The 22242-nt window shown below is 63.2% G+C and carries 11 protein-coding genes and 4 pseudogenes; 11 read left to right on the top strand and 4 right to left on the bottom strand.

Features of this window, described 5'->3' with window-relative positions; translation table 11 throughout:
• Positions 1-79: 79 nt before the first annotated feature.
• A complete protein-coding gene (locus M0D64_RS21345) occupies positions 80-901 on the bottom strand; it encodes a transposase (protein WP_266259109.1) in 822 nt (273 codons plus the stop codon).
• A 155-nt stretch (positions 902-1056) separates the two neighbouring features.
• Between M0D64_RS21345 and M0D64_RS21340 the strand changes: the two are divergent.
• Positions 1057-1630 (top strand): annotated as a pseudogene (locus M0D64_RS21340) (IS6 family transposase); the annotation flags it as partial.
• Positions 1631-1680: 50 nt separating this feature from the next.
• On the opposite strand, the pseudogene M0D64_RS21335 reads toward M0D64_RS21340, so the two are convergent.
• Positions 1681-1770: pseudogene (locus M0D64_RS21335) on the bottom strand (IS6 family transposase); the annotation flags it as partial.
• Between the two features lie 130 nt (positions 1771-1900).
• Here M0D64_RS21335 and M0D64_RS21330 point away from each other — a divergent pair.
• The gene (locus tag M0D64_RS21330) at positions 1901-3040 is read left to right on the top strand and encodes an IS110 family transposase (protein ID WP_154568000.1); all 1140 of its coding nucleotides are present in this window, start codon (positions 1901-1903) and stop codon (positions 3038-3040) included.
• Positions 3041-3303: 263 nt separating this feature from the next.
• Here M0D64_RS21330 and M0D64_RS21325 read toward each other — a convergent pair.
• Positions 3304-3378: pseudogene (locus M0D64_RS21325) on the bottom strand (IS6 family transposase); the annotation flags it as partial.
• Between the two features lie 323 nt (positions 3379-3701).
• Here M0D64_RS21325 and M0D64_RS21320 point away from each other — a divergent pair.
• From M0D64_RS21320 to M0D64_RS21300, 5 genes and pseudogenes are all read left to right on the top strand, one after another.
• Complete coding sequence (locus M0D64_RS21320) at positions 3702-3845, top strand: hypothetical protein (protein WP_266259108.1); 144 nt, start codon at positions 3702-3704, stop codon at positions 3843-3845.
• A gap of 402 nt (positions 3846-4247) precedes the next feature.
• Positions 4248-4376 carry a hypothetical protein gene (locus M0D64_RS21315; protein WP_266259107.1) on the top strand — a complete coding sequence of 43 codons (129 nt, stop codon included), beginning with the start codon at positions 4248-4250 and terminating at the stop codon, positions 4374-4376.
• On the top strand, positions 4373-12979 hold the full coding sequence (locus M0D64_RS21310) for a glucoamylase family protein (protein ID WP_266259106.1): 8607 nt from the start codon (positions 4373-4375) through the stop codon (positions 12977-12979). The genes M0D64_RS21315 and M0D64_RS21310 overlap by 4 nt, the downstream gene beginning before the upstream one ends.
• A gap of 78 nt (positions 12980-13057) precedes the next feature.
• Positions 13058-13501, top strand: coding sequence for a hypothetical protein (locus tag M0D64_RS21305; protein ID WP_266259105.1), 444 nt, complete (start codon positions 13058-13060; stop codon positions 13499-13501).
• Positions 13502-13931: 430 nt separating this feature from the next.
• A pseudogene (locus M0D64_RS21300) lies at positions 13932-14652 on the top strand (IS6 family transposase).
• Between the two features lie 208 nt (positions 14653-14860).
• On the opposite strand, the gene M0D64_RS21295 reads toward M0D64_RS21300, so the two are convergent.
• Positions 14861-15829, bottom strand: coding sequence for a LysR family transcriptional regulator (locus M0D64_RS21295; RefSeq protein WP_154567859.1), 969 nt, complete (start codon positions 15827-15829; stop codon positions 14861-14863).
• 345 nt (positions 15830-16174) lie between these two features.
• On the opposite strand from M0D64_RS21295, the gene M0D64_RS21290 reads away from it, so the two are divergent.
• The 4 genes from M0D64_RS21290 to M0D64_RS21275 are packed head-to-tail and all read left to right on the top strand — an operon-like array spanning position 16175 to position 22227.
• Positions 16175-17671: a UbiD family decarboxylase gene (locus M0D64_RS21290; RefSeq protein ID WP_266259104.1), complete on the top strand. Its 1497-nt coding sequence runs from the start codon at positions 16175-16177 to the stop codon at positions 17669-17671.
• Between the two features lie 13 nt (positions 17672-17684).
• A complete protein-coding gene (locus M0D64_RS21285; protein ID WP_266259103.1) occupies positions 17685-18350 on the top strand; it encodes a UbiX family flavin prenyltransferase in 666 nt (221 codons plus the stop codon).
• Positions 18347-21409: a molybdopterin cofactor-binding domain-containing protein gene (locus M0D64_RS21280; RefSeq protein ID WP_266259102.1), complete on the top strand. Its 3063-nt coding sequence runs from the start codon at positions 18347-18349 to the stop codon at positions 21407-21409. The genes M0D64_RS21285 and M0D64_RS21280 overlap by 4 nt, the downstream gene beginning before the upstream one ends.
• Entirely contained in the window at positions 21406-22227 is an 822-nt protein-coding gene (locus M0D64_RS21275; protein WP_266259101.1) for a xanthine dehydrogenase family protein subunit M, read from the top strand. Before M0D64_RS21280 ends, M0D64_RS21275 begins: the two co-directional genes overlap by 4 nt.
• Positions 22228-22242 lie beyond the last annotated feature (15 nt).

Genomic DNA, 22242 nt, shown 5'->3' with positions numbered 1-22242 from the left:
TCAGGATGACAGATGAAATGGACGTGAGGCTTCATGGCGCGCTGCGCCATCGCCATGGTGCTCGCACCAGCGCTGATCGTCAGCGGTAGTGCCGCATGTTGATCATCGTGTAAGCGAGGGTCTTGAATGCATAGTGGACCGGGCTCAAGCGCTCGAATCGAAGCAGCAGGCGCCGGAACTTGTCCTCCCAGGCGAAGATCCGCTCGATGGTCCTGAAGCGCTCCTCGAAAATGGCTGGATCGAAGCGCAGTTTGCGGCCCCGCTTCGACGTTTTACGTCCACGCGGGTTTTCGGGAGTGTTGGGAATCATGCCACGGTTGAAAATCGCCTTGCGGTTGGCCCGGCAGTCGTAGACGCCGTCCAGACTGACCGTTGAGCCTTGCAGGTCCATGCCAATGGCGCGGGCCATGTGGCTGAGTCTGGGCAGCGCGTCACGCAACAGCGGCGATTCGTTGCGGTTGCCCGGGGCAGAAACGAATGGCGCGATCACGTTGCAGCGGCGATCGCAGAAGGCGACCACCTTGTCGCCTTTCAGGTGCTTGTGTCCGCTGTACCCCAGGTTGTCGCCGCCCTTCTTCGCGGCAGTGGTCGTGCCGTTGCCGTGAATGACCGTGAGGTCCAGGAGCTGGTCCTGATGAAGCCTGTACACCGAGCCTGCGAAAATCGCGTCGATGCAGCCATCGGCTTGCCATCGCCGCAACGCCCGATAGATGCGCGTGTAGTGGATTTCAGGACGACCTTCTGCATTCCTTTCAATCGGCAGCGCCTTCCACTGACATCCCATGTACAGCGACTGCAGGATGTAGTTGAAGATCTTGTGCAACCCCAGCGTCGGTGCCGGACCGCGTCGCCCCCGGCTCAGATGCGGCAAGACAAATTGCTCGAACTGCTCAACGCTCAATTTCGTCGGAATCGTTTGCCCGCATTGACTTCCAGCCATCCGTAACATCCACAAATCCGGACTTTAACCGATCTGGCTGTGCAGATAACCAGATTCAGTCCTCGTACGGCTCGCAGACAAATTTATCCCCCTCAGAAAACCCGCAACCAGTTGGGTGTGACAAGTTCGGTCAGGGCTTCGCTCATCGAGTGAAAGCGGTGCGACGCAAGCCGGGTAGCACGTGGCACCTCGACGAGATGTTCGTCACGCTGCGTGGCGAACCGTACCTGCTGTGGCGTGCGGTCGACGAGCATGGCGCCGAACTCGACATCCTGCTGCAAAAGCGGCGCGACAAAGCTGCTGCCAAACGCTTCTTCAAACGTGTGCTGCGTTCGAGCCCGGTGCCGCGCAGGATCGTCACTGATCAGTTGCGCAGCTATCCGGCGGCAAAAGGCGAGATCCCAGAACTTGCGAACGTGAAACACGTGTTCGTCAAAGCTGCAGCCCGGCCTGAACAACCGGGCTGAGAACAGCCACCAACCGACGCGCGAACGCGAGCGTCGCATGCGCGGCTTCCGCGACCCGAAACGCACACAGAAATTTCTATCGTGCTTCGGGCCAATCCGGCAACATTTCGCGCTCGAGCGGCATCTGCTGCGCGCTTCACCCTATCGCAAACAACTCGCGGCGCGATTCGTTACGTGGGGCAAAATCACCGAAGTCACCCGAAATCCGTCCTGCGCTTTCTGAGGATGCTCTTTCCTATCGTCTTTTCTTCTCGGTCTCGATAAGTTGACAAAGCCCCAGCAGCGGATCGTTTCGTACGTGACCACGACACCACGCTCAAGCAACAACTCCTCGATGTCGCGCAGGCTCAGGCTGAGCCGGAAGGCAGTATGACTTTGCGTGAGGCAAGGGCTGGCCCGCCGTGGGGAAACTGAACGCGGGTTAGCATTGCTGTCAGAGCCGCACGGGCGTGGACTGGGCCATGCCCCGGCGATTTCCTCCACGGAGGCCAGCATGCGAAACGATAGCACGGTGTACGTTGGACTGGATCTTCACAAGGACTCGATCACGGTCGCCTACGCGATCGACGCGGGCGAGATCGAGCTGCTGGGCAAGACCGGTACAACCGGGGCCGACATCGATCGCCTGTGCACACGCCTGCAATCCAAGGCGCCGCACGTGCGCGTCGTGTACGAGGCAGGTCCATGTGGTTACGGGCTGTACCGTCAGCTCGTCCAGAAGGGCTTCGACTGCATGGTCTGCGCACCTTCACTGATCCCGCGCAAGCCGGGCGAGCGCGTAAAGACCGACCGGCGTGATGCCATCAAGCTGGCGCGCTCGCTGCGCGCCGACGACCTGTCGGCCGTGTACGTGCCCGGCATTGAAGACGAGGCATTCCGAGATCTCGCCCGCGCGTGGGCGGCTGCCCGCGAGGATCTGCGACGTGCACGGCATCGACTGAAGTCGTTCCTGCTCGCGCATGGCGTCCGTTATACCGGTAGCGCAAACTGGGGCGAGGCGCACCGTCGCTGGCTGGGCCGCTGTTCGTTTCCCAGCGCCTGGCAGCACCTTGCCTTTGACGAACACCGGCGCACGATCGAGGACCGGCTTGCGCAGTGCGCCCGTCTCGAAACAGCCCTACGCGAAGCGGTGATCTCCTGGCGCTTCTATCCGGTAGTGCTGGCCCTGCAGGCCATGCGGGGCGTCCAGTTCGTTACCGCCGTCGGGATGATTTCAGAAGTGGGCGACCTGTCCCGCTTCGAACACCCGCGTCAGCTGATGGCCTGGCTCGGCGTAACGCCATCCGAGCATTCATCGGGAGGCAAACGCCGCCAGGGCAGCATTACCAAAACCGGCAACAGCTACGCCCGAAGACTGCTGGTCGAAGCGGCCTGGAGTTACCGCCATCCTGCCCGCGTCAGTCCGGAAATCCAGGCCCGTCTCGAAGGTCTGCCCAAGGCCATCATCGACCGCGCCTGGGACGCCCAGGTGCGGCTGTGCCGACGATTCCGCCGGCTGACCGCGCGAGGCAAGCCCATCAACATCACGGTCGTGGCTATTGCCCGCGAACTGGCGGCGTTCATCTGGGACATCAGTCGACTGGCCATGGCGCTTGCAATACCTCGCAGCAAACCGCCCGCGGCCTGTGTGTGATTTCCCGAACAACGGAAGGAGTTTCCTGAAGGCGGCGCAGCCCGGCATCCGAGCAACCCGCGATGGTATTACGCAACGGGCATCACCAACTTGCGGCGGAAGTTAGCGGCAGGCTCATGAGGCGGACCTCTGTAATGCGGTATCCAACCCGCGGATGTCAGTGTGATCCACCGTCGAGACTTACTGCTGCGCCGCCCTCAGGAAATTCATGCGTCAATGCAACCTGGAAACCAATTTCGCGATTGACACGCAAAGTCATATCAATACCAGCGAACCGCGCAGCTGATGACGACGGCAGGGAAGCGGTGGCCGTGATAAAGCGATTTTGTCTTCCTCATCGGTTCATTCTACCGCCGCCTCTCCATGAACCTGACAGTGCCGTTCAGGGGGATAACCCAATTAATTACGTCAGTCGTGTTGGCAGGGCGGAGGAGAAGGAAATATTCTGGACTGCCGAAATCGAGGAATCAAACTGAGTCCGTCGCGAACAAGAAATGTCACGACGACAGCATACGCTATATTCGCTGCCGTTGAGTTGGCAGGCCTCGTCCGGAACACACGTACACGGCGCTTGAAAAAGAAAAATCGCGACAGAGTGACCAGATGCGCCCAGACTGCGTGATACGGCTGTCGCTTTCGCGGTCGGCAAATCAGGGGAAACATGTTGGCAAAGAGCACGATGCGCGGCAATCGCGAGGCCAAAAAGCCTAAACAACCCAAAAAGGTGATCTCTCCTGTGGCGGCTGTGTCCTCGGCGATTGCGCCGAAGACGGCCGCGGTCAACGCACCGGCCAAGAAGAAATAGTAGGCACCCGGGGCACGGATCCGTGCCCTCTCTGTTGCACCCTTTCCGGGTTTTCAGCCAGGAACTGCGTCTACAGGGCTGCGCAGGTGTTCCTGTCCCTCATTCATTGCCGCATCGGTCTGATCGAAGTTCATCCGACGGTTTAGTGCGCCGCTAAACGGCAGTTAGCGGTTTGCGCGTGGGGGTGTACTGGCGCATTCCCGTTACCCGTATCGTTCTGGCGGAATTTTTCGGCCGCGCCAGCGGCCGTCATCGCGGACCATGTCCGCAGAAGCTGTACACCTGCTTTTTCGTCCTGACGGTTCCTCGCGCGTCCACCCGCACCCGTGAATCAAGCCACACCCCGGAGGCTTGCATGCACGCGACACGCGCGGCGCGGCCTCCCCGAAGGAAGACCCGATCATGTCCCAACTCAATGAATTGTCCGCCGATACGACGATGGCGAACGATATGCGCGCCGCTAACGTGACACGCCACGACGACCAGTCCACCTCACCGAACTCACCGACGCCGCAGGAAGTGCGCCTGTGAACGCGATCCTTCGATATGTCGCGAGACGTCGCTCGCCGTCGCCGCCGTGGACTGACATCGCGCCGGTGCGCGAGGAGCTGTTCGGCGTCGAACGGCTCGAGCAACACGCGGAGAGCCTCGCTGCCGCACAACCGGTAACGAAGACACCCCCTGCCGTTTTTTCGCTGCATACGAGACTGAACGACAATGCCGCCGTCCTGCTCGCGGCCTACCGTGCGAGCGCCGAAGAACTGGAGAGTGGCCGGGGCGTGGTGCCCGCCGCGGAATGGCTGCTCGACAACTATCACCTCGTCGAGGAGCAGATCCGCGAGATTCGCGACGACTTGCCGCCCGGTTACTATCGTCAGTTGCCCAAGCTTGCCGCTGGTCCGTTCGCCGGCTATCCGCGCGTATTTGGTCTCGCGTGGGCGTTCGTTGCGCATACTGACAGTCACTTCGACCCGCAGATCCTGAGGCGTTTCATCAGCGCGTATCAGCGGGTTCAGCCGCTGACGATCGGCGAATTGTGGGCCGTGGCGATCACGTTGCGCATTGTGCTGATCGAAAACCTGAGACGCCTGACTGACCAGATCACCGTTGGCCGTAGTGCACGCGCCGACGCCGATGCACTCACTGAGCGTCTGCTCGAATCAGGTAGCGCCCGCTCGGCGCTCGAAGCGGACATTTCCACGCGTTCATCGGGCCTGTTGTCGGAGCTGTTCGCCGCACAGCTTGTAAAACGGCTGCGTGACCAGGATCCGCGCACCACGCCGGCACTTGGCTGGCTGGAAGAGCGGCTCAAGCTTCAGGGCGCCTCTGTCGATGAAGTCGTGCGACACGCGCAGCAGCGGCAGGGTGCGTCGAACGTCACCGTGCGCAATGTGATCACCAGCATGCGGCTGATTTCGGACATCGACTGGACCGAACTGTTCGAGAGTGTGAGTCTGGTCGACGCCCGGTTGCGCGCGGACAGCAGCTTTGCCACGATGGATTTTCCGACACGCAATCTGTATCGCAGCGCGATCGAGCAACTGGCGCGCGGCTCGTCCTTCACCGAACTCGAAGTTACAGGGCTGGCGCTGGAATCGGCACAGGCGGCAATGCTGGAGACAGGCGACGCCGCGCATGCGGAACGTACCGGCGACCCCGGCTATCACCTGATCGCCGAAGGCCGTCGCGCACTGGAGCAAGCGATCGAATTCCGTCCGCCGCCGCGCCTGCGGATCATGCGGTTCAACGTCGGCCTTGGCATTGGTGGCTACGTCGGCACGATCCTGACGCTTGCCATGACATTGCTGGCGCTAGCGTTGTGGGCACTGTGGACACTGGCGCCGCGCGGTCTCGAAGTCCAGATGGTCACGCTCTTTGCCGTATGCGGATTCCTGCCCGTCACCGAGATCGCGACCGCGCTCATCAATCGCACCGTGACATGGAGTTTCGGCGCAATCACGTTGCCAGGTCTCGAACTGACTGCCGGCGTGCCGTCGTCGCTGCGCACGCTGGTTGCCGTGCCGACGCTCCTGACGAGCGAAGCCGATCTGCGCGAGCAGGTCGAACGTCTTGAGGTGCATCACCTCGCGGGGGCCGGCGGCGACCTGTCGTTCGCGCTGCTGGTGGACGGACTCGATGCGGATCAGGAAGTGCTGGCCGGCGATGCGCATCTGCTCGCCGTGGCCGCCGATGCCATTGAGGCACTGAACCGCCGTTACGAGCCAGGCCCGAGCGGCAGCCGCTTCCTGTTGCTACATCGCCGCCGCGTGTTCAACGCGAGCGAGAACAAATGGATGGGCTGGGAGCGCAAGCGCGGTAAGCTGCACGAACTCAACCGGCTGCTGCGCGGCGCGACGGATACGACCTTCATGCCGATCGCCGGCTGTGAACCGCAGGTGCCGGCCGACGTGCGCTACGTCATCACACTCGACGCCGACACTCGCCTGCCACGCGACGCCGCGCTGCGGTTAATCGGCAAGATGGCGCATCCGCTGAACCGGCCGACATTCAGCGATGCCGAACAACGCGTCGTCAACGGCTACGCGATTCTGCAGCCGCGTGTCACACCGTCACTGCCCGTCGGCCAGGAAGGGTCGCTGCATCAGCGGGTCTTTTCCGGCCCCGGCGGGATGGACCCGTATGCTGCGGCCGTGTCTGATGTTTATCAGGACCTGTTCGGCGAAGGGTCGTATACCGGTAAAGGCATCTACGACGTCGACGCGTTTGAAGCGGCGTTGCATGGACGCGTGCCTGAAAACGCGCTGCTCAGTCACGATCTGTTTGAAGGGATTTTTGCGCGCGCCGGGCTGGCGTCGGATGTGGAGGTGGTCGAGGAAGTGCCGTCGCGTTACGACGTGATTGGCAAACGGCAGCATCGCTGGACGCGTGGCGACTGGCAATTGCTGCCGTGGATCGTTGGCCATCGTGGCCGCGACCGGCACGCGATGCCGTCGATCGGCCGCTTCAAGATGCTCGACAACTTGCGCCGTTCGCTGCTCGCACCCTTCATGTTCGCCGCGCTCGGCCTATGCTGGCTGATGCCAATCCGCGCCGGGATAGCAGGCGTGCTGCTGGTGCTAGGCGCGTTCGCGATCCCTGCTTTCCTGCCGACGCTGTTTGCGATCCTGCCGCGCCGCAGCGGCATCCATCTGCGCAATCACCTGGGCGTGCTGGCCGCCGACGTGCGGCTCGCCGCCCTGCAAACAATTCTGTCGGCCGCGTTTCTCACTGACCAGGCGTGGCGCATGGGCGATGCAATCGTCCGGACGCTGACACGGTTGTTCGTGACGCATCGCCGGCTGCTCGAATGGACGACCGCTGCGCAGTCGAAGGGCAGCCCGCGTCTCGATCTGCGCGGCTCTTATCGGCAGATGACAGGCGGTGTCGCGCTCGGCCTCGCACTGCCGGCTGGTGCGATCGCGTATGCACCGTCTCACTGGCCGATCGTGCTGCCGTTCGCGCTGTTATGGCTCGCTGCGCCGGCGCTCGCGCTGTGGTCGAGCCGTTCGCCGACCATCGCGGGGCGTTTCGCGATGGCGGACCCGGACGCGCGCAGCCTTCGCCTTATTGCGCGACGCACGTGGCGTTTCTTCGAGACCTTCGTCACACCAGCAGAAAACATGCTGCCGCCCGACAACTTCCAGGAAGATCCGAAGCCGGTCGTTGCGCACCGCACTTCGCCGACCAACCTTGGGCTCTATCTGCTGTCGGCGATTGCCGCACGCGATTTTGGCTGGACGGGGACGACGGAAACGGTCGAACGGCTCGAAGCGACCTTCGCTTCGATGCGCAAACTCACGCGTTTCAGGGGCCATTTCTACAACTGGTACGGGACGCTCGATCTCCAGGTGCTGGCGCCGGCGTATGTGTCGTCGGTCGATAGCGGTAATCTGGCCGGTCATCTAATCGCACTCGCCAACGCGTGCGAAGAGTGGCCGCATGAGTTGCTCGCGCCGGCTGCGCGGCCCGGAATGGTGGACAACCTGCAACTCGCACGCGAAGCCATCGACACGCTGCCCGCCGCGGGCGGTGAACGTGGCAAGCAGCTGGTTGCGATCCTCGAAGAGATCAGCACGCAGTTGCACGGACCGCAGACGCTCGAAGCGCTGTCGCCGTCGCTCACACGGCTGAAGGAAAAGGCCGCGAAGGCAACGCGTGAACTCGCGCCCGCCGGCGGCGACGACAGTTCCGCCGACCTGATGTTCTGGATCGACGCGTTGAGCAAAAGCGTGGCCGAGCATGCGCGCGACCGGCAACAACTCGCCGAAGCGGCGGATCTTCTGCAGGCACGCTTGAAGTCGCTCGCCGATACGTCGCGAGCGATGGCGCTCGAGATGGACTTCGCGTTCCTGCTCGATCCGGAACGCAAGCTGTTATCGATCGGCTATTCGCAGTCCGACAACAGCCTCGACCTGAACTGCTACGACCTGCTGGCGTCCGAAGCGCGTCTCGCGAGCCTGTTCGCCATCGCGAAAGGCGACGTGACGACGCGCCACTGGTTCCGTCTCGGCCGTGCAGCGACGCCGGTTGGCAACGGCTCGGCGCTGATCTCGTGGTCGGGGTCGATGTTCGAATACCTGATGCCCTCGCTGGTGATGCGTGCGCCGGTCGGCAGCCTGCTCGAGCAGACGAGCCGGCTGGTGGTGGAACGGCAAGCCGCATATGGGCATTCGCTTGGCATTCCGTGGGGCATTTCGGAATCGGCGTACAACGCGCGTGACATCGAATTCACCTACCAGTATTCGAATTTCGGCGTGCCCGGTCTCGGCCTCAAGCGCGGGCTTTCAGAGAACCGCGTGATCACGCCGTATGCAACGGGACTCGCCGCGATGGTCGACCCGCAAGCCGCCCGGGAGAACTACGCACAACTCGCCGCGTTGGGCGCGCTGGGCCGTTACGGTTTCTACGAAGCACTCGATTTCACCCGCTCGCGGCTGCCGGACAACGAGGATGTTGCGATCGTGCGCAATTTCATGGCGCATCACCAGGGCATGACGATCGTGTCGATCGCGAACACGTTACTCGACGCGCAGATGCGTGCGCGTTTCCATCGCGAACCCATGATCCAGGCGAGCGAGCTGTTGCTGCAGGAACGCATGCCGCGCAATGTCGCCGTTGCGCATCCGCGTGCCGAAGAGGTGAACACGTCAGCGGCCGTGGCCGGCGTTGTGCCACCAACCGTACGGCGCCTCTCAGCGTCGGCTGTGGCCGGCACTGCGCCGGTGACGCACCTGCTGTCGAATGGACGCTACGCGGTCATGCTGACGGCGACCGGCGGCGGTTACAGCCGTTGGCGCGACATGGCCGTGACGCGCTGGCGCGAAGACGCAACTCGCGACGACTGGGGCTCGTTCATCTTCCTGCGCGATACGCAGAGCGGCCACGTGTGGTCGGCAGCCGAACAGACGTCTGGCAGCGAAGCCGAGTACGAAGAGGTGGTGTTCGGCGAGGACCATGCGGAATTCATCCGTCGCGACGGTTCGTTGACAACGACAATGGACGTGCTGGTTTCCGGTGAAGCAGACGGCGAAGTGCGCCGCGTATCGTTGGCAAACAGCGGACGCCGCGCGCGAGAGATCGAACTGACTTCTTACGCCGAAATAGTGCTCGCGACACCTGCCGCCGACAACGCGCATCCGGCCTTCTCGCGGATGTTTGTCCAGACCGAGCACCTCGCCGAATTCGGCGCGCTGGTGGCTACGCGCCGTCCGCGTTCGCACGAGGAAAAACAGGTGTGGGCTGCGCATTTCGCGGTTGTCGACGGCGAGATCGTCGCCGATCCGCAATACGAATCGGACCGCGTGCGCTTTCTGGGGCGCGGGCGCAACGCAGGCACGGCGGCGGCGATCTTCGGCGATCTGCCGTTGACCAACACCACCGGAACCGTCCTCGATCCGGTCTTTGCGCTCAGGTATCGTGTGCTGGTGCCGCCGGGCAAGGTCGCACGCGTGACGTTCTGGACAGTAGTGGCCGAGTCGCGAGCGCTGCTGCTCGATCTGGTCGACCAACACCATGACCGCAACGCGTTCGATCGCGCTAAGACGCTAGCCTGGACGCAGGCTCAGGTGCAGTTGCGCCATCTTGATGTCGAAGCCGAAGAGGCGGCGGATTTTCAGCGCCTCGCCGCGCCTATCATTTACGCGGATGCGCGTTTCAGGGAGCCGTCGGACACCATCATTCGCGGGGCCGGCGCGCAGTCGGGACTCTGGCCGCACGCGATTTCCGGCGACCTGCCGATCGTGCTGCTGCGCATCGACGACGTCGAAGACATCGCGCAAGTCCGACAGTTATTGAGGGCACACGAGTACTGGCGGATGAAGCGGCTGGGCGTCGATCTCGTCATCATCAACGAACGGGCTTCGTCGTATATCCAGGAATTGCAGGGCGCGATCGAAACAGCCGTGCGCAGCAGCCAGGCGCGGCCGCGTTTCGGCGAAGAGCTCGCGCAAGGGGCGGTCTTTACGCTGCGCGCCGATTTGATGAGCGTGGAGGCGCGTGCGCTGCTGCAGTCGGTCGCGCGTGTCGCACTGATCGCGCGTCGCGGTTCAATCGCCGACCAGCTCGCCCGGTTCCCGCAGTCGCAGGGCCAGCTGTCGGCGCTGCGCCGGCAGAAGCCGCCGATGTCGTCGCCATGGCCTGCGCCATCTCATCTGCCTCGCGCGCTTTCTTCGGTTCCATCGAGGCTCGAGTTTTTCAACGGCCTGGGCGGTTTCGATAAAGATGGCCGGGAATACGTGACCGTTCTCGCGGCGGGTGCGACGACGCCCGCGCCGTGGATCAACGTGATCGCGAACCCCGGCTTCGGCTTTCAGGTCGCGGCGGAAGGCAGCGGCTACACGTGGGCCGAAAACAGCCGCGAGAATCAACTCACGCCGTGGTCGAACGATCCAGTGGAAGATCCAACTGGCGAAGCCATCTATGTGCGCGACGAAGTCACTGGCGATGTGTGGGGCGCCACCGCGCTGCCGATCCGCGATGGTGGGACGTATATCGCGCGTCACGGGCATGGCTACAGTCGCTTTGAACACGAGGCGAAGGGCATCGCGCTCGACTTGCTGCAATACGTGCCGCTCGCCGACCCGGTGAAGATTTCCCGGCTGACGTTGCGCAATCTGTCCGGTATGCCGCGCCGTCTGTCCGTGACGACGTGGATGGAATGGGTGCTCGGCACATCGCGCGGCGCATCGGGACCATTCATCGTGTCGGAAATCGACTCCGCTACCGGTGCGATGCTGGCGCGCAATCCGTGGAGCATGGGGTTCGCGGGGCGCATCGCATTCGCCGACCTGGGTGGCCAGCAGACCGCGTGGACGGCGGATCGCACCGAATTTCTCGGCCGCAATGGCCGGACTGCGGCACCCGCCGCGCTGACCGGCAACGCGCCGCTGTCCGGCGCAACCGGTGCGGGTCTCGATCCTTGCGCGGCATTGCAGCGCGTGATTGAGCTGGGCGTGGACGGGATCGTCGAAGTGGTGTGGTTCGTCGGGCAATGCGTTGGCGTCGAAGAGGCGCGGGCGTTGATCGAGCGCTATCGCAAGGCCGATCTCGACGCTGTCCTCGCCGAAGTGACGGGGCACTGGCAGAACGTGCTCGGCGCCGTCCAGGTGAAGACCCCCGACCGCGCGATGGACCTGATGCTAAACGGCTGGCTGTTGTATCAGACGCTCGCATGCCGTACCTGGGCGCGCTCAGCCTTTTATCAGGCGAGCGGTGCATACGGGTTTCGTGATCAGTTGCAGGACGGCATGGCACTGACCCATACGCAGCCGGGCGAGACACGGCGGCATTTGCTGCGCGCCGCGGCGCGGCAGTTCGTCGAAGGCGATTTCCAGCATTGGTGGTTGCCCCAGTCGGGGCAGGGCGTGCGTACGCGGATTTCCGATGACCGCGTGTGGCTCGCGTTCGCGACGGCGACGTACATCAACTGCACGGGCGACGTCGCGATTCTCGACGAGATCGTGCCGTTCCTCGATGGGCCGCCACTGCAGTCCGACGAGCACGATGCGTTTTTCCAGCCGATGATCGCGGATGAATCGGCATCGCTGTTCGAACATTGCGCTCGCGGCCTGGATCAATGCATCGAACTGACGGGCGAGCATGGCTTGCCTCTGATCGGCACGGGCGACTGGAACGACGGCATGAACCGCGTCGGCGCGGGCGGCAAGGGAGAAAGCGTTTGGCTCGGTTGGCTGCTATTGCGGACTATTGCGTTGTTCGCCCCCCTGGCTGAATCGCGCGATGGGGTTTCGGTTGGGCGGGCTGTGCGCTGGCACGCTCATGCTGCGTCGGTGCGTGAGGCGTTGGAGCGCGATGCGTGGGACGGCGAATGGTATCGCCGCGCGACGTTCGACGACGGCACGTGGCTTGGTTCGAAAGACAGTGACGAGTGTCAGATCGATTCGATTGCGCAGTCGTGGGCGGTGCTGTCAGGCGCGGCAGATCCGGCACGCGCGGCGTTGGCAATGACGTCGCTCGAAAGACGCCTTATCCGTCGCGACGACGGGCTTACTTTGCTGTTCACACCGCCGTTCGATAAAACGTCGCACGATCCCGGCTATATCAAGGGCTATCCGCCGGGGCTGCGTGAAAACGGCGGGCAGTATAGCCACGCGGCGATGTGGGCGATTCTCGCGTTCACAAAAATGGGCGATGGCAACAAGGCCGCCGCGCTGTTCTCATTGCTTAATCCGGTCAATCATGCGCGCACACCGATGGAAGTCGATCGCTACAAGGTCGAGCCCTACGTCGTTGCCGCCGATGTCTATTCCGTGGCGCCGCATGTCGGGCGCGGTGGCTGGACCTGGTATACGGGATCCGCTGGATGGATGTACCGGGCGGGTGTCGAGGGCATTCTTGGGATTTGTCGCGAGGGGGATTTTCTTGTGATCGATCCGTGTATTCCGGATACGTGGCCCGGGTTTGAAGCAACCGTGACGATGCATTCGACGCGGTATGAGATCCGCGTCGAAACCGCTGACGAGGGCGGTGCGACGCGTGCGGTGCTCGACGGCGCGAGTCTCGAATGTGGTGATGGACGAGTGTCCGTGCCCCTTGATGGCGGCTCACATAAGCTCCTGATTTCGCTTGGCTTCGGCGTGAGTGAAGAGGTGAACACGGGCGTGCAGGTCGCGTGACAAATCACGCATCTGTCATCGCGAGTAAAACAGGAGACGGAGAATGGCAGTAGCAGGCAAATCTGATCGGAGCAAACGATGTTGGCATGGCACTACACCACGGGACGAAAATTTCAGCACATCAGCACAAGCGGGATGCTCATCCCTGGCGGCATTGGGGTAGAGTCCGTCGGAACGCCTGTGGTGTGGTTTTCGCGAAATCAGCATTGGGAGCAAACTGCTGGCGACGAGTGTCATGCGGCTGGGCAACCGGTGCGCCGCCTGACAATGCGCGAAACTTACGTGGCGAGTGGCGGACTCGTGCGGTATGGATGCGATGTTAAGCGCCTGTACGCCGGCGAAGTGCTGCGGCAAAAAGCACAGATGACCCACGAGGTCTGGGCGGCCTTGTATGCCGCGGGAAAGCTGCAGCGGGCGTATCCGGCCGCGTGGTACGGCTCGGTCGACTCAATTCCGATTGATGACCTGGTAGTGCATGTCTTGAGCGAATCCTTCAAATGGCAGGGCTTCGAGGCATGCTAGTGGATTGTCCTCATTGAATGATTAGGCTTTCTGGATAACGACCTTGACGTCTGCAATGTGATGAGGGACTGTTTGCGACGGGGACGTTTTGGCGATCGACAGGCCTGCTCGATTTTCTCCCAAGCCGGCGTTCTTGGCAAAAAGATATGCGGTATGCGGACAGCCGCTTCGGCCGCCGAGCGGCAGGCGACCCGACGTGGGCCAATGAACGTTGGACTTTGCGAGCGGCCGTGGCCGGCTCGGCGACCCGGATAACGGCAAGGGGTCGATTCTGTTGCAAGGACTTCCCCCGGGAGTCAAGGTCGGGGTTGAATTTTTTGCGCGTGCGGATACGCCGCGCCAACCTCGCAGGTGGCCCTGTTGGTTCTGGTGCAAATAGGATCGGCGAATCGGTTAGAGTTGTTGGAGCAAAACGAACTGATAACCGGTGATGACCAAACTGAAGAGCCTGAAGGAGTTGTTCGATGGACGCCATTTTGATCGGGAGATCATCATTCTGTGTGTTCGGTGGTACCTGCGCTACAAGCTCAGCCTACGCGATCTGGTCGAGATGATGGCCGAACGGGGTTTGTCGCTCGCTCACACGACAATCCTGCGCTGGGTGAGGCGTTATACGCCCGAATTCGTCAAACGCTGGAACCGTTTTGCTACGCCTGCGGGTCGCTCGTGGCGTGTCGACGAGACCTATCTGAAGATTCGCGGCAGGTGGGTCTACCTGTACCGGGCGGTGGATCGGGCTGGCCAGACGGTGGACTTCATGCTCAGGGCGAGGCGCGACGTGGTTGCGGCCAAAGCCTTTTTCAGCAAGGCTATCAGGCATCAGGGCCAGTCGCCTGAGACCATCACGCTCGATGGCTACGCGGCCTCGCACCGCGCGGTGCGCGAGATGAAGGCCGATGGTTTGGTGCCTGAAGACACGAAGGTCCGGTCCTCAAAATATCTGAACAACGTGATCGAACAGGACCATCGCCACATCAGGTCCAGAACGTACGTGATGCTTGGATTCAAACGGTTCAGGAGCGCCGCGACCACGATTTCAGGTATCGAATTGACGCATCGCATTCGCAAGTGGCCACTTCGAGCTCGCGAAGCTCGGCCTCAAGGATGCCGCTGAGCCCGCCGTATGGAATGCGTTCCTGTTCGTTAGATAAGGAATCCTACCTATATGAAACTTCTCAACCCGCTTACCTATTTGCACCAGAACCGTTACAGTTTCCTGCGTATCGGGCTGCGGCAATGGCGGCGTCGGCTTCAGCGATGCCGTCGTGGTGAAGCGGCCGATCGCAAGGCCGGTCGCGGGATCGATGCTGTCGACGGCGGGCGTGCCGGTCCATTCGCCGGCGATCCAGTGAAATGCGTTCATGCAGAGGCTTCCTTCGAGGATGACAAGCCAGGGGGTAACCGGTGCGTGCCGCCATCGGTCGGCGCCGATTCGCTCGACACTTCACGTAATTCGTCGGCGATGATGGTGATCAGCGCTTCGGCAGCAGCGCTCAACGGTCGCCGCGGATGACTGATGCGCACGATATGGCGTACGATGCGCGGCGCGAGAATCGGATAGGCGCGCAACGCCCCTCGACGCACTGCGCGCTCAACCGCGATGCGCGGCAGGATCGTCGCAAAGCGGGTGCTTTCGACGAGCTTCACGATCGTGCTCAACACATCGATTTCGAAGCGCGGCGCAAGCAGCACGTCCTCATGCTGCGCGGCCGTATCGAGCACGCCGCGCAGGCCGTGGCGCTTGGTGGGCAGCACGAGTTCGAGTTCGGGTAGTTGCGCGAGCTCGATCGCATGCGGCAGTTCGGGGCCGTGTTCGGCGCTGGTGACGAGCACCATCTCTTCATCGAGGAGCGGCTGCGAGTCGAGCGACAGGCGCGAGCGCGGCTTGTTGATCAGCGCGGCGTCGAGCTGGCCGCCCGACACCCAGTCGATGAAGGTCGCGGTGTAGCCGTCGGCGACGGTGACTTCGACATGCGGATAGCGCGCGTGAAAGCGCGACAGCGAATCAGCGAGCACGCTTTCCGTCACCGATGCGATCAGCCCGATCGACACGTGGCCCGTTACGATCTCGTCGCGCTGAACCATTTGCTGACGCGCATGCGCGAGATCGCGGATGATCGGCAGAAAGAGGCGGTACATCAGCCGTCCGGCGGCGGTGGGCGCCATGCCGTGCCCGCCACGGTCGAACAGTTGTTGATGCAGTTCTTCCTCGAGCTTGGCGATCTGCATGCTGAGCGCCGGCTGCACGATGTTCAGGCGCTTGGCGGCGCGCGTCACGGAGCCGTCCTCGAACAGCGCGATGAAATACTGGATCTGCTTCAGGTCCATGAGAGGTCCATTTGACGTCCAGATGGGGCGCCACGGGGTGCATCACGAAAGTTAATATCCGCTGTGCGGTCCATCAGGTCACTCACGAAAGCCGGCGAAAACAGCACACCGCGTGGCTATCTAAATAGCTGAGAAAGACCCTTACCGGAAGCGTTGCCTATTGATAACCGAGCGTACGAAGGGCGTCATCGGGGCTAACACTGATATCAAAAATAATGATGAGAGACATCAAAAAACAATATTAGAAGTTATAACCCGTTCTCGCTACGCTTCATTCCAACTTGCTGCATGTCCGCCCGACAGACTCGTTCCGGCGCCTGACGGCAAGCACCGATGGAGACGTAAATGGACTCACGCGATGCCGCAGGCAGCGGCACACCTCAATCCTCATGGGCGCCGCAGAGCACCGCGCCGACGCTGCGCCACTGGCTTGAACGCCTGTCGGCAACGGGGCGCGTCGCGACGATCGATCAGCCGGTTTCACTCCAACACGAACTCGCGGCAGTCGCCAAACGGCTCGACGGAGAACAAGCCGCCATTTTTCTCAAGCCCGGCGGCCACGCCATTCCGGTAGTGAGCGGCTTCATGTCGAAGCGCGCGTGGATCGCCGAAGCGATGGGCGTGCCCGAGGCCGCGCTGCTCGAACGCTTTCGCGATGCGGCCGGGCATCCTGTTGCCTGGCACGAACTGCCACGCGACGAGGCCGCGTGCCAGCAGGTCATCCGCACGCAGGGCATCGATCTGCACGCATTGCTGCCGATCCCGACACACAGCGAGCACGACAACGGTCCCTACATCACGGCCGGCCTCGTGATTGCGCGTAATCCGCGGACTGGCATCCAGAACGTGTCGATCAACCGCATTCAGGTGCACGCCCAGGACCGCATGGCGATCCTGATGTTGCCGCGTCATCTGCTGGCGTTCTATCAGGCCGCGGAAGCGGCGGGCGACGCCCTCGACGTGGCGATCGCGATTGGCGTCGATCCGTTGACGATGCTGGCGTCGCAGGCTATTTCCCCGATCGACTGCGACGAACTGGAGATCGCCGGTGCCTTGCACGGCGCGCCGCTGCCGGTCGTCAAGTGCGTGACGAACGACGTGCGTGTACCCGCGTTTTCGGAAATCGTGATCGAGGGCCGCATCCTGCCCAAGGTGCGCGAGCCCGAAGGTCCGTTCGGCGAATTCCCGAAGTACTACAGCGCGCGCGAAGCGCGTGAGGTGATCGACGTGACGGCAGTCACACATCGCGAACAGCCCATTTATCACACGATTGTTCCGGCTGAAATGGAGCATCTGCTGCTCGGCGCCATTCCGCGTGAAGCGACGTTGCTGGCGCATCTGCAGCGCAGCCATCCGGGCGTGAAGGACGTGGAGTTGTCGGTGGGCGGCGTGTGCCGGTATCACCTGTGGATCCAGTTAGACAAGAAGCGCGAAGGCGAAGCGAAAAACGTGATTTTGTGCGCGTTCGGCGCGCACTACGACATCAAGCAGGTGGTCGTCGTCGATACCGATGTGGACGTGCACGATCCTGCCGAAATCGAATGGGCGATCGCGACGCGCTTCCAGGCGGATCGGGATCTCGTGATTGTGGCCGGCGCACAGGGCTCGCCGCTCGATCCATCGACGACCGTCGGCCAGCCCGACGATGCGCCGCCGCACATGCAGGGCGTCAGCGCCAAGATGGGTCTCGACGCGACGCGCCCGGTCGTCTATCCGGCACATGTATTCACCCGCGTGCGGATTCCGGGGCAGGACACCGTCAATCTCGACCGGCTCGTCGCCACGAGCAACGCGGCGTTCGATGCCTACCTGCACAGCGGCCAGCTGCGCGACGCGGTCTGAGCGAGGCACAGCCATGCAGTCAACGCAAACGCGTGAACGGATCGTCGTCGGCATTTCGGGTGCGAGTGGTGCAGTCATCGGCGTGCGGCTGCTGGCGGCCTTGCGCCGGCTCGGCACGGCCGAGACGCATCTTATCGTGTCGCCGTCGGGCGCCATTACCGCCGCGCAGGAGCTCGGTCTTACGCGTTCAGACCTCGACGACCTCGCCGACGTCGTCCACAACGTGCGCGACATCGGCGCGACGGTGGCGAGCGGCTCGTTTCTCACCGCGGGCATGGTGATCGCGCCGTGCTCGATGAAAACGCTGGCGAGCGTCGCCAACGGTTTCGCCGACAACCTGCTGACGCGCGCCGCGGACGTGATGCTCAAGGAGCGTCGTCGCCTCGTGCTCGTCGCGCGCGAAACGCCGCTCAATCTCGCGCACCTGCGCAACATGACGCTCGCCACCGAAATGGGCGCGATCGTGATGCCGCCGGTGCCCGCGTTCTATGCGCACCCTCAAACCGTCGACGACATCGTCGATCACACGGTCGGCCGGATCATGGATCTGTTCGGCATCGAGCATCGCGAGATTGCGCGCCGCTGGAGCGGTCTTGCCAGCGAGTTTAACCGAGGCGGGAACGACGAGGGCGACGACGCCGATGCAACCGCCACGCGCGGGCAGGGAGCAATGAAATGAATCAGCGCGATACAGTTGCCGAACTGGTAGCGGATGCACGCCCCGCTGGCGAGCCCGAAACGTCGGCTGAACGCCAGCGCCAGCGTCATGTGGGCCGCTCGATGGAACGCGTCGAGGATCCGGCGATCCTGACCGGCCGCGGACGTTACGGCGACGACATCGCCGTGAAACCCGGCACGCTGCACGCCGCGGTGTTGCGCTCGCCGCACGCCCATGCGGAACTGCGCAGCATCGACACGGACGCTGCGCTGAAACTGGCCGGCGTGCGTGCCGTGCTCACACGTGATGATCTGCCGGGCTGGTCGCGGCCGTTCGTGGTCGGCGTGAAGTCGCCGATGGAGCAGTGGGCGCTCGCGATGGACCGCGTGCGCTATGTCGGCGAACCGGTTGCCGTGGTGCTGGCCGAATCGCGTGCGCTCGCTGAAGACGCGCTCGATCTGATCAAGGTCGAGTACCAGACGCTGCCGCCGGTGACGTCGATCGAAAACGCGATCGCCGACGATGCACCGGTTCTGCATCCGAAGGTCGGCACGAACGTGATCAGCGATCGTCACTATCGCTATGGCGAGCCCGAAGCAGCATTCGAACGCGCGCCGCATCGCGTGACAATCGACGCGCACTATCCGCGCAACACGTGTGCGCCGATCGAATGCGGCGTGGTGATCGCCGAGTATCTGTCCGGCGATGAGGGTTATGACGTCACGTCGAATTTCATGGGGCCTTTCTCGCTGCATGCGGTGATGTCGATGGCGCTGAACGTGCCGGCAAATCGTCTGCGGCACAAGGCGCCGCGCGATTCGGGCGGCAGCTTCGGCGTGAAGCAGGCGGTGTTTCCGTATGTGGTGCTGATGTGCCTTGCGTCGCGCAAGGCCGGTGCACAGGTGAAATGGGTCGAGGATCGGCTCGAACATCTGAGCGCGGCCACGTCGGCCACCGCGCGCCTGACCACGCTCGAAGCCGCCGTCGAAGGCGACGGCCGCATCACCGCGCTCTCATACGACCAGATCGAGGACTGCGGCGGCTATCTGCGTGCGCCGGAACCTGCAACGTTCTACCGGATGCATGGCTGCCTGACGGGCGCCTACGCGATTCCGAATCTCGTCGTGCGCAACCGCGTGACGCTCACGAATAAAACGCCGACGGGCCTCGTCCGCGGTTTCGGTGGACCGCAGGTGTATTTCGCGCTTGAACGTCTGATGCAGCGCATCGCGATCGAACTGAAGCTCGAGGTGCTCGACGTATATCGCCGCAACTTCGTCGCCGCCGATGCGTTCCCGTATCGCGCCGCAGCGGGTGCGCTGCTCGATTCCGGCAACTATCAGGAAGCGCTGCGCCGCTCGCTCGCTGAAGGCGGCTACGACGAACTCGTCGCGCGTCGCGATGCGGCGCGCCGCGAAGGACGTGTGTATGGCATCGGCTTTGCGGCGATCGTTGAGCCGTCTGTGTCGAACATGGGCTACATCACGACCGTGATGCCCGCCGAGGCGCGCAAAAAAGCCGGCCCGAAGAGCGGCGCCATCGCGAGCGCGACAGTCAGCGTCGATCTGCTCGGCGGCGTGGTCGTGACGATTGCATCGACGCCGGCGGGGCAGGGGCATATGACGGTCTGCGCGCAGGTTGTCGCCGATGTGCTTGGTTTGAATCCGCGGGACATCGTCGTCAACGTCGAGTTCGACACACACAAGGACGCGTGGTCAGTGGCGGCAGGTAACTATTCGAGTCGTTTTGCCGGTGCGGTGGCCGGCACGGTGCATCTGGCAGCGATGCGTGTGCGCGACAAGGTGGCCCGCATCGTCGCGAAGCAATCGGGTTGTGCGCCCGAGGACATCTGTTTCGAAGACGGCCGCATCTTTGCGAAGGGCAAGGAAGACCGCGCGCTGCCGTTTGGCCGCGTCGCGAGCAATGCGCCGCACTGGGCGCCCGCGCTGTTGCCTGAAGGCGAAGAGCCGGGCTTGCGCGAGACGGTGTTCTGGACGCCGCCGCACATGGACGCGCCCGACGAGCAGGATCGCATCAACACATCGGCGGCCTACGGTTTCGCGTTCGACATGTGCGCCGTCGAAGTGGACCGCGCAACCGGCCGGGTGCGCATCGACCGCTATGTGACCGCCCACGACGCTGGCACGCTGCTCAATCCGGCACTCGCCGACGGCCAGATTCGTGGCGCGTTCGCGCAGGGCCTGGGCGCGGCACTGATGGAAGAGTTCCGCTACGGCGCAGACGGCAGTTTCCAGTCGGGCACGCTCGCCGACTACCTGATGCCAACCACCTGCGAAGTGCCTGATCCGATGATCGTGCATCTGGAAACGCCGTCGCCGTTCACGCCGCTCGGTGCGAAAGGGCTGGGCGAAGGCAACAACATGAGCACGCCGCCGTGCATCGCAAATGCAGTGGCCGATGCACTCGGCGTCGAGGATATCCGCTTGCCGCTCACGCCTGCGAAGGTGATGCACCTGATCGGCATCGACGATCCGCCGCCTTCGCGTCCCGAGTTACTTCAAGCGGCTGCGGCCGCCGCGTCGAACAAGGCGCTTGCAGGCGGCAAGGCGCTGACGGCGCGGGGCACTGTCGATCTCGACGCCACACCTGAAGCGATCTTTGCGGTGCTGATGGACCCACAGGCGCTCGCGAAGGTCATTCCAGGCTGCCACGCGCTCGAAGCGACCGGACCGAACCAGTATCGCGCCGATGTGACGGTCGGCGTCGGCATGATCAAGGCGCGCTTCGAAGCGCGGATCGGGTTGTCGGATATCGACGCGCCGCATCGTCTGCGCCTCGCTGGTGCCGGCAGCTCGCCGCTTGGCACCGCGCGTGGCGAAGGACTCGTCGAACTGACGCCCACGGAGCGCGGCACGCGGCTGTCGTACGACTATGAAGCGCAGGTGTCGGGCAAGGTTGCGGCAGTCGGCGGGCGGATGCTCGAAGGCGCGGCGAAAGTCGTGCTGCGGCAACTGTTCGAATCGCTGGGCCGGCAAGCATCAGGCAAGCCCGTCGATCAAGGCCGCGCGCAAGGCTCGTGGCTCTCGCGCTTCCTCGCATTCTTCAGGAGTAGAACATGAAACCGGCGCCGTTCGATTATCTGCGCGCGACGAGTACGGAACATGCGCTCGAAGCGCTCGCGCATGGCGGCGAAGACGCACGCGTGCTGGCCGGCGGCCAGTCGCTGATGGCGGTGCTGAACATGCGCCTCGCGCAACCGCGCCGGCTCGTCGATATTTCCCGCACCGACGAGTTGAATACGGTGCGGGTCGACAACGAGGCGGGGCAGCTCGTTATTGGTGCGGCGGCGACGCAGGGCAGCGTCGAGTGGCGCCCGTCTCTGCGCGACGAAGTGCCGTTGCTCGCTCTCGCGTTCCCGCACATTTCCCACTTTCAGATCCGCAATCGCGGCACCGTATGCGGGTCGATCGCTCACGCGGATCCGAGCGCCGAGTTGCCTCTCGCATTGGCAGCCCTGGGCGGCGGTGTGCTGCTGCGCTCGACAAAGCGCAAGCGCGTGCTCGCCGCCGAGGACTTTTTTCAGGGGATGTTGATGACGGCGCGCGAGCCGGACGAACTTGTCGAGGCTGTGCGTTTTCCGCTGAAAAAGCCGGGCGAGCGCTACGGCTTTGCGGAATTCTCCGCCCGTCATGGCGATTTCGCCCTCGTGTCGTGCGCGGCGGTGGTGACGGATAACCTGATCCAGCTCGCAGTGGGTGGCGTCGCCGACCGGCCGGTGGTGGAGCGCTGGCCGCGTCTGCAGGGCGACGACTTGCGTACTGCATTGAACGATTTGAGCTGGAAGCTGGGCGCGCAGGACGACGCGCATGTCAGTGCGACGTATCGCCGGCATCTGGTTCGGCAACTGGGATGGCGCGTGATAGAGGAGGCGAAGTGAGCAAGACCCCGAAGA

The sequence above is a fragment of the Paraburkholderia sp. WS6 genome (genome assembly GCF_030464835.1).
In the GTDB taxonomy this organism is placed as follows: domain Bacteria; phylum Pseudomonadota; class Gammaproteobacteria; order Burkholderiales; family Burkholderiaceae; genus Paraburkholderia; species Paraburkholderia madseniana.
The sequence above is the reverse complement of the archived record's forward strand: the minus strand, read 5'-3'. Positions and strand labels throughout refer to the sequence as shown.

Bases quoted from the DNA above. Each gene is read 5' to 3' on its own strand.
- M0D64_RS21330 (WP_154568000.1), top strand. From the start codon at position 1,901: ATGCGAAACGATAGCACGGTGTACGTTGGACTGGATCTTCACAAGGAC.
- M0D64_RS21320 (WP_266259108.1), top strand. From the start codon at position 3,702: ATGTTGGCAAAGAGCACGATGCGCGGCAATCGCGAGGCCAAAAAGCCT.
- M0D64_RS21315 (WP_266259107.1), top strand. From the start codon at position 4,248: ATGTCCCAACTCAATGAATTGTCCGCCGATACGACGATGGCGAACGAT.
- M0D64_RS21305 (WP_266259105.1), top strand. From the start codon at position 13,058: ATGTTGGCATGGCACTACACCACGGGACGAAAATTTCAGCACATCAGC.
- M0D64_RS21295 (WP_154567859.1), bottom strand. From the start codon at position 15,829: ATGGACCTGAAGCAGATCCAGTATTTCATCGCGCTGTTCGAGGACGGC.
- M0D64_RS21290 (WP_266259104.1), top strand. From the start codon at position 16,175: ATGGACTCACGCGATGCCGCAGGCAGCGGCACACCTCAATCCTCATGG.
- M0D64_RS21285 (WP_266259103.1), top strand. From the start codon at position 17,685: ATGCAGTCAACGCAAACGCGTGAACGGATCGTCGTCGGCATTTCGGGT.
- M0D64_RS21280 (WP_266259102.1), top strand. From the start codon at position 18,347: ATGAATCAGCGCGATACAGTTGCCGAACTGGTAGCGGATGCACGCCCC.
- M0D64_RS21275 (WP_266259101.1), top strand. From the start codon at position 21,406: ATGAAACCGGCGCCGTTCGATTATCTGCGCGCGACGAGTACGGAACAT.